The 7,453-nt window shown below is 66.8% G+C and carries 9 protein-coding genes; all 9 read left to right on the top strand.

Annotation, left to right across the window (positions count from 1 at the left end):
* Positions 1-49 precede the first annotated feature (49 nt).
* The 9 genes from pstC to rnt all read left to right on the top strand — a co-directional run bounded on the left by pstC (position 50) and on the right by rnt (position 7,349).
* Complete coding sequence (gene pstC / locus AC1DQP_RS13535) at positions 50-1,018, top strand: phosphate ABC transporter permease subunit PstC (RefSeq protein WP_256777417.1); 969 nt, start codon at positions 50-52, stop codon at positions 1,016-1,018.
* On the top strand, positions 1,018-1,884 hold the full coding sequence (gene pstA / locus AC1DQP_RS13530; RefSeq protein ID WP_457321858.1) for a phosphate ABC transporter permease PstA: 867 nt from the start codon (positions 1,018-1,020) through the stop codon (positions 1,882-1,884). The genes pstC and pstA overlap by 1 nt, the downstream gene beginning before the upstream one ends.
* Positions 1,885-1,903: 19 nt before the next feature.
* Complete coding sequence (pstB, locus tag AC1DQP_RS13525) at positions 1,904-2,734, top strand: phosphate ABC transporter ATP-binding protein PstB (protein WP_256777419.1); 831 nt, start codon at positions 1,904-1,906, stop codon at positions 2,732-2,734.
* A gap of 35 nt (positions 2,735-2,769) precedes the next feature.
* The gene (gene phoU / locus AC1DQP_RS13520; protein WP_256777420.1) at positions 2,770-3,477 is read left to right on the top strand and encodes a phosphate signaling complex protein PhoU; all 708 of its coding nucleotides are present in this window, start codon (positions 2,770-2,772) and stop codon (positions 3,475-3,477) included.
* A 669-nt stretch (positions 3,478-4,146) separates the two neighbouring features.
* Positions 4,147-4,515 (top strand): HvfA family oxazolone/thioamide-modified RiPP metallophore, encoded by a 369-nt coding sequence (locus AC1DQP_RS13515; RefSeq protein WP_457318929.1) that lies wholly within the window; start codon positions 4,147-4,149, stop codon positions 4,513-4,515.
* The gene (locus AC1DQP_RS13510; protein WP_457318930.1) at positions 4,502-5,374 is read left to right on the top strand and encodes an HvfB family MNIO-type RiPP peptide maturase; all 873 of its coding nucleotides are present in this window, start codon (positions 4,502-4,504) and stop codon (positions 5,372-5,374) included. Before AC1DQP_RS13515 ends, AC1DQP_RS13510 begins: the two co-directional genes overlap by 14 nt.
* Positions 5,367-6,122 carry an HvfC family RiPP maturation protein gene (locus tag AC1DQP_RS13505; RefSeq protein WP_256777422.1) on the top strand — a complete coding sequence of 252 codons (756 nt, stop codon included), beginning with the start codon at positions 5,367-5,369 and terminating at the stop codon, positions 6,120-6,122. The genes AC1DQP_RS13510 and AC1DQP_RS13505 overlap by 8 nt, the downstream gene beginning before the upstream one ends.
* A gap of 23 nt (positions 6,123-6,145) precedes the next feature.
* Complete coding sequence (locus tag AC1DQP_RS13500; protein ID WP_256777423.1) at positions 6,146-6,655, top strand: HvfX family Cu-binding RiPP maturation protein; 510 nt, start codon at positions 6,146-6,148, stop codon at positions 6,653-6,655.
* Positions 6,656-6,695: 40 nt separating this feature from the next.
* Entirely contained in the window at positions 6,696-7,349 is a 654-nt protein-coding gene (gene rnt, locus AC1DQP_RS13495) for a ribonuclease T (RefSeq protein ID WP_478051783.1), read from the top strand.
* Positions 7,350-7,453 lie beyond the last annotated feature (104 nt).

The raw sequence follows: 7,453 nt of genomic DNA, 5'->3' as shown, positions 1-7,453 counted from the left end.
GGGCAGCGCCCGGCACGACCTCTTCTCTTTCCGGGCCCACGCCTTTCCCATGAATGCCATCGCCCTGCCTGTACCCGCACCGTCCAACCGCGACCTGCGTGATGCCCGCAACGACCGCCTGTTCCGATGGGTGCTGATCGCCACCGTCATCCTGGTGCTGGTCGCCCTGGCCTGCGCCGCGCTCTCCATGCTGTGGGGCGGCCGCCATGCCCTGCAGGAGCAGGGCCTGAGCTTCTTCTACTCGTCCGAATGGAATCCGGTCGAGAACAAATTCGGCGCCCTCGCCCCGATCTACGGCACCCTGGTCACCGCGCTGATCGCGATGGTCATCGCGGTACCGGTGAGCTTCGGCATCGCCTTCTTCCTCACCGAAGTCGCGCCGCGCTGGCTGCGTGGCCCGGTCGGTACCGCCATTGAACTGCTGGCCGGCATCCCCTCGATCATCTACGGCATGTGGGGCCTGTTCGTGCTGGTGCCGGTGATGACCGAATACATCACCCCGTTCCTCAACGACCACCTGGGCACGCTGCCGATCATCGGCCCGCTGTTCCAGGGCCCGCCGCTGGGCATCGGCGTACTCACCGCCGGCTTCGTGCTGGCCATCATGGTCATCCCCTTCATTTCCTCGGTGATGCGCGAAGTGTTCCTCACCGTGCCTACCCGCCTGAAGGAATCGGCGTACGCGCTGGGCTCGACCAAGTGGGAAGTCAGCTGGGACATCGTGCTGCCCTACACCCGCTCGGCGGTGATCGGCGGCATCTTCCTCGGCCTGGGCCGCGCGCTTGGCGAAACCATGGCCGTCGCCTTCGTGATCGGCAACAGCGTGCGTCTGTCGCCGTCGCTGCTGGAGCCGGGCACCACCATCGCCGCGCTGATCGCCAACGACTTCGGTGAGGCCACCGAAACCTACCGCTCGGCACTGCTGCTGCTCGGCTTCGTGCTGTTCATCGTGACCTTCGTGGTGCTGGCCATTGCCCGCCTGATGCTGATGCGCCTGGCCCGCAAGGAGGGCAACTGATGTCCACCGCCAACGCCCAACCGCTGTACCTGCGCCGCCGCATCGTCAACGTCGTCGCGCTGCTCATGTCCTGCCTGACCGCACTGTTCGGCCTGTTCTTCCTCGGCTGGATCCTGCTCACGCTGGCCTCCAAGGGCCTGGCCGGGATCAACCTGGACCTGTTCACCAAAATGACACCGCCGCCGATGCAGGAAGGCGGCCTGGCCAATGCGTTCTTCGGCAGCGCGGTGATGTGTGGCCTGGCCATCGCCATCGGGACGCCGCTCGGCGTGCTGGCCGGCACCTGGCTGGCCGAGTACGGCAACTTCCGCAAGACCGGCACGGTGGTGCGCTTCGTCAACGACATCCTGCTCTCGGCACCGTCCATCGTGCTGGGCCTGTTCGTCTACACCCTGTACGTGATGCAGACCGGCGGGCAGTTCTCGGCGTTTGCCGGTGCGCTGTCGCTGGCCTTCATCGCGCTGCCGGTGGTGGTGCGCACCACCGATGAAATGCTGCGCCTGGTGCCCTCGCAGATGCGCGAAGCGGCGCTGTCGCTGGGCATTCCGCAGTGGAAGGTGACCGTGCAGGTGCTGTACCGCAGCGCCGCGGCCGGCATCGTCACCGGCATCCTGCTGGCGCTGGCGCGCATCTCCGGTGAAACCGCGCCGCTGCTGTTCACCGCCTTCGGCAACCAGTACTGGAACAACAACGTGTTCCAGCCGATGGCCTCGGTACCGGTGGTGATGAACCAGTTCGCCGGCAGCCCGTATGAATCCTGGCAGACGCTGGCCTGGGCCGGCGCGCTGGTGCTGACCGTGTTCGTGCTGCTGGTCAGCCTCTCCGCGCGCGGCATCCTGCTGCGCAACCGTATCTCCAATGACTGACCTCTCCGCGGACCTCGCCATGAATGATCTCTCCAACGCCGTGCCGATGCAGCGCATCGTGGTGCCGGCCTCGCATCAAAGCCTGCAGACCCCGGCGCCGATCAAGCTGGCCGCGCGTGGACTGGACTTTTACTACGACAAGTTCCACGCACTGAAGAACATCGCGTTGGAAATCCCGGAAAAGCGCGTCACCGCGCTGATCGGCCCGTCCGGCTGCGGCAAGTCCACCCTGCTGCGCATCTTCAACCGCATCTACGCGCTGTACCCGAAGATGGAAGCGCGCGGCGAGGTGCTGCTGGACGGGGAGAACATCCTCTCGCCCAAGTACCCGATGAACCGCCTGCGCAGCAAGGTCGGCATGGTGTTCCAGAAGCCGGTGCCGTTCCCGATGACCATCTTCGAGAACGTCGCCTACGGCATCCGCCACCACGAAAAGCTGTCCAAGGCCGACATGACCGTGCGCGTCGAACAGGCACTGCGCCAGGGCGCGCTGTGGGACGAGGTCAAGGACAAGCTCAACCAGAGCGCGCTGGGCCTGTCGGGTGGCCAGCAGCAGCGCCTGTGCATCGCCCGCGCCGTGGCCCTGCGCCCGGACGTGCTGCTGCTCGACGAGCCGACCTCGGCGCTGGACCCGATCTCCACCAGCCGCATCGAGCAGCTGGTCGAAGAGCTCAAGCACGATTACACCATCGTCATCGTCACCCACAAYATGCAGCAGGCCGCGCGCGTGTCCGACTACACCGCCTTCATGTACCTGGGCGACCTGATCGAACACGACCGCACCGAAGTGATCTTCTCGCAGCCCAACAAGCAGCAGACCGAAGACTACATCACCGGCCGCTTCGGCTGATCCCGGCCCGCCCACGAACCTCTGGATAGAACCGCATGAGCATTCCCAACGACCACATCGTCAAGAGCTACGACGAAGAGCAGCAACGCCTGGTGGCCGAGATCGTGCGCATGGGCGAGATGGCCGTCGCCCAGCTCGAGGCGTCCATGGACGTCATCGAGAAGCGCGACGACCACGCCGCCCATCGCATCATCGCCAACGATGAAGCGATCGACGCACTGGAACAGCAGATCAGCCACGACGTGATGCGCCTGGCGCTGCGTGGCCCGATGGCCCGCGACCTGCGCGAGATCCTCGCCGGCCTGCGCATCCCGGCCGATATCGAGCGTATCGGCGACTACGCCGCCAACGTGGCCAAGCGCTCGATCGCGCTGAGCAAGGTGCCGCCGCTGCCGCAGATCGAAGGCCTGCGCTCGCTTGGCCGGCTGGCCGCCGAGCAGGTTCGCCGCGCCATCCAGGCCTACCGCGACAACGACGCCGCCGCTGCCCTGACGCTGCGCGATGACGACGCGCGCCTGGACGCGCAGTACACCGCGCTGTTCCGCGAGCTGCTGACCTACATGATGGAAGACCCGCGCAACATCACCCCGTGCACGCACCTGCTGTTCATGGCCAAGAACCTGGAGCGGGTGGGCGACCATGCCACCAACATCGCCGAGAACGTCTGGTTCCTGGTGCACGGCGAGCAGGTCCTTCCGCCGCGCGAAAAGCGCGACGAAACCAGCAGCACCGATCACGTCTGAGTTCTCCCGCTGCAACAACAGCAAAAGCCGCTGCCTTCGGGTGGCGGCTTTTTTTGTCTTTCTCCCCTATGCGGAGCAAGCAGAAGCGTGCTTTGACCCTGTCCGGGCGCGGCAGTCGGTGGATCGGGCGCTGGGCAAAATATAGGAGGAGGCCGCCACGCGGCCAGGGGACATTTGCGCCAGGGGCCTGCCGGCCGCCACGGGGCTCTCACGCGCGCGACAGACCCGAGCGAAGACACAGCCCGATGCACACGTCGCGGGCACTGCCCGTCCGCACCCGTAGCATCGTCCTCAGGCTGCGACGGCCCTTGCACCAAGATGTTCCCCTCCGATGGGAGAAGCACCTTTATGGGTCTTTCTCCCGTCCAGATGGCAAGCATGGAGCGCGCCCTGCACCTTCCCGCCAGAGTCTTTGGAACAGCACGGTTCCCCGCCGGGGGAGAACAACCTTGTTTCTCGCGGAAGGCAGAATGCTGCTGGTGGTCCCTTCAGCGCGTGCCGGTTCACGGGCGGCATCGCAGGCTGCGCCTTCCGCAACAAATTGTATTCACCGATTGTTGAACTGCATGGGAGGATTCGTTGAGGGTTCGCAGGACATGATCCATCCAGGCGCTGCACCTGCGGCTCCATTCCGGGCCACTGGCTCACCACCAAAGGAGTTCCGTTTCGATGACCAAATCCACCCGTTCGATGTCCCTGCTGGCCGCCACCGCGTTGGCCGCTGGCCTGGGCGCCACTGCATCAGCGTCCGCGTTGAGCATGACCGACCTGGCCCAGGGCTACCTCGTTGCCGGCCAGGCCGCGACCAAGGCCGCCGAAGGAAAGTGCGGTGAAGGCAAGTGTGGCGCCCATGGCGACAAGACCGGCACCCAGGCCGCTGACAAAACGGCCACCGTAACCGGCGCCAAGGCCGCCGAAGGCAAGTGCGGCGCCGACAAGGGCAAGGGCACCGAGGCCGAGGCCAAGACCAAGGCCGCCGGCGACAAGAAGGCCGCGGAAGGCAAGTGCGGCGAAGGCAAGTGCGGTGCCAAGCACTGACCCCATCGCCCCGGGCATGCACCGGTCGCCGCTGCCTGCGGCGGCGACCGGGCTGGGCCTGCGCCGCGCACTGCTGCAGACCCTGCGTGATGCCCCGGCCGGCGACCTCGACTTCCTCGAATGCGCCCCGGAAAACTGGATTGGCGTGGGCGGCCCTGCCGGGGAGGCCCTGGCCGACCTCGCCCAGCGCTACCCGCTGAGCTGCCACGGCCTGTCCCTGTCGCTGGGCAGCACCGCGCCGCTGGACACCCGATTGCTTGCACAGGTGGGCCGGTTCCTCGACCAGCACCGGGTACCGCTTTACAGCGAGCACCTCAGCTACTGCAGCGACGATGGCCACCTTTACGACCTGCTGCCCATCCCCTTCACTGACGAAGCCGTGCACCACACCGCCGCACGCATCGCCCGCGTGCAGGATGTCCTGGGCCGGCGCATCGCGGTGGAAAACGTCTCCTATTACCTGGCACCGGAACCGGCCATGGACGAACTGGCCTTCACCAACGCCGTGCTGGCCGAAGCCAATTGCGACCTGCTGCTGGACGTCAACAACGTCTACGTCAACGCCTGCAACCATGGCTACGACGCCGACGCGTTCATCGCCGGCCTGCCCGCCGAGCGCATCGTCTGCCTGCACGTGGCCGGCCACCTGGACGAAGCTGCGGACCTCAAGATAGACACCCACGGCAGCGCCGTGATCGATCCGGTCTGGGACCTGCTGGCCCGCACCTACGCGCGCATCGGTGCACGCCCCACCCTGCTCGAACGCGATTTCAACTTTCCGCCCTACCCCGAACTGCGCGACGAATTGCGCACCATCCGCCAGCTGATGGCCGCGCACGCAGGAGCCCACCATGAGTGACGCACCGGCCCGCCTGCACGCCCAACAGCGGGCACTCACCACCCACCTGCGCGACCCGGCACAGGTGGCTCCGCCCGCCGGGCTGGACGCACGGCGCTTGGCGGTCTACCGGCGGTTGGTGTTCAACAACCTGCTGGGCCTGCTGGGCACCGGCTTTCCGGTCTGCGTGCAGCTGCTGGGCGATCCCGAGTGGACCGTGCTGGTAAGGCGCTTCGTGGCCGAACACCGCGCGCAGACCCCGCTGTTTACTGAACTGGCCGCCGAGTTCGTGCAGTGGCTGCAGGTCCAGCCGACGCTGCCACACCCGGCGCTGGCCGAACTGGCGCACTACGAGTGGGTGGAAACCGCGTTGTACCAGCTCGATGCCCAGCCGCTGCCGGCCACGCCCGGGCTGGACCCGATGCACGTCCCCCTGCTGCGCTCGCCGTTGGCGTGGCCGCTGCTGTACCACTGGCCGGTGCACCGGCTGGGCAGCGACGACGCTCCCCACACACCAGGTGACGACCCCACCGGGCTGCTGGTGCGGCGTGACCCGGATGGGCAGGTGCGTTTTGCGACCATCAGCCCGATGGCCGCGCACTTGCTGGAACAGATCGGCCAGCAGCCCGGCCATGCCGGCACGTGGCACCTGCAGCAACTTGCACGCGCCCACGGCCTGCCCGCCGATGCGCTGCTCGCCCCCGGGTCAGCATTGCTGCACCAGTTCCAGGACAGCGGCGTGATCGGCCCGGCCCCTCCCGCTTCTTGATCCCCCAACCAAGGATTCCGTTGATGAAGACACCGTATCTGGCCGCCCTGCGCGGCCGGCTGGACCCGCTCGGCCCGTGGATTGCCCCGCTTGGCCTGCGCCTTCTGCTGGCTTGGGAGTATTTCGAATCCGGCCGCGAGAAACTGCACGGCAGCAACTGGTTCGGCGAGCTGCAGCAGGCGTTCCCGTTTCCCTTCGACCAGGTACCGGCCAGCGTCAACTGGCAGCTGGCCACGTGGTTCGAACTGGTGGGCGCGGCCTGCCTGCTGGTCGGCCTGGGCACGCGCATGGCCGCCAGCAGCCTGCTGGTTCTGACCGTGGTGGCCACCGCCGCCGTGCATTGGCCCATGCACTGGGACGGGCTGGGCGAGTTGGCCATGGGTTATGCCATTACCGACCAGGGCTTTGGCAACTTCAAGCTGCCCGTATTGTTTATGGCCATGCTGCTGCCGCTGGTCCTGCAAGGGGCCGGCCCGCTGAGCCTGGACCGGTTGCTGCAGCGCTGTTTGGCACGCACGCCTTCGCTGGCCTGAGCGCGGGAGGCGTACAGTCCCCCTCTGCTAGAATCGCCGCATGACAGATGCCGCCTTGCCCCCCACCGCCGCTCCGGCGCCTGCTGCCCCGGCAGTGAACCTGGCCATGTCCCAGCGCTTCCGCGGCTTCCTGCCGGTAGTGATCGACGTGGAGACCGGTGGCTTCGACTGCAACCGTAATGCGCTGCTCGAAATCGCCGCCGTGCCGATCGAAATGGACGACAACGGCCTGCTCTACCCCGGCCAGACCGCCAGCGCCCACGTGATTCCGGCCGAAGGGCTCGAGATCGACCCGAAGTCGCTGGAGATCACCGGCATCATCCTGGACCACCCGTTCCGCCTGGCCAAGTCTGAAAAGGACGCGCTGGACCACATCTTCGCCCCGGTCCGCGCGGCAGTGAAGAAATACGGCTGCCAGCGCGCGATCCTGGTCGGCCACAACGCGCACTTCGACCTCGGCTTCGTCAATGCCGCGGTCAACCGCGTGGGCCACAAGCGCAACCCGTTCCATCCCTTCAGCGTGTTCGACACGGTCACCATGGCCGGCATCGCCTATGGCCAGACCGTGCTCGCGCGTGCGGCCGCCGCCGCAGGCCTGGGCTGGGACGCCGACGAGGCACACAGCGCGGTGTACGACACCGAGCAGACCGCCAAGCTGTTTTGCACCATCGCCAACGCGTGGCCGCGACCGTAGAGCCGACCGTTGGTCGGCTGCTCTCAAGCGCGGCACATACCCCCCGAAGGTAGAGCCGACCGTTAGTCGGCTGCTCTCAAGCGCCAGCCGCCTGCACACCACCC

This window comes from Stenotrophomonas sp. P5_A8, assembly GCF_056400545.1.
Note: the sequence above shows the minus strand (reverse complement) of the source record. Positions and strands in the feature narration are given on the sequence as shown.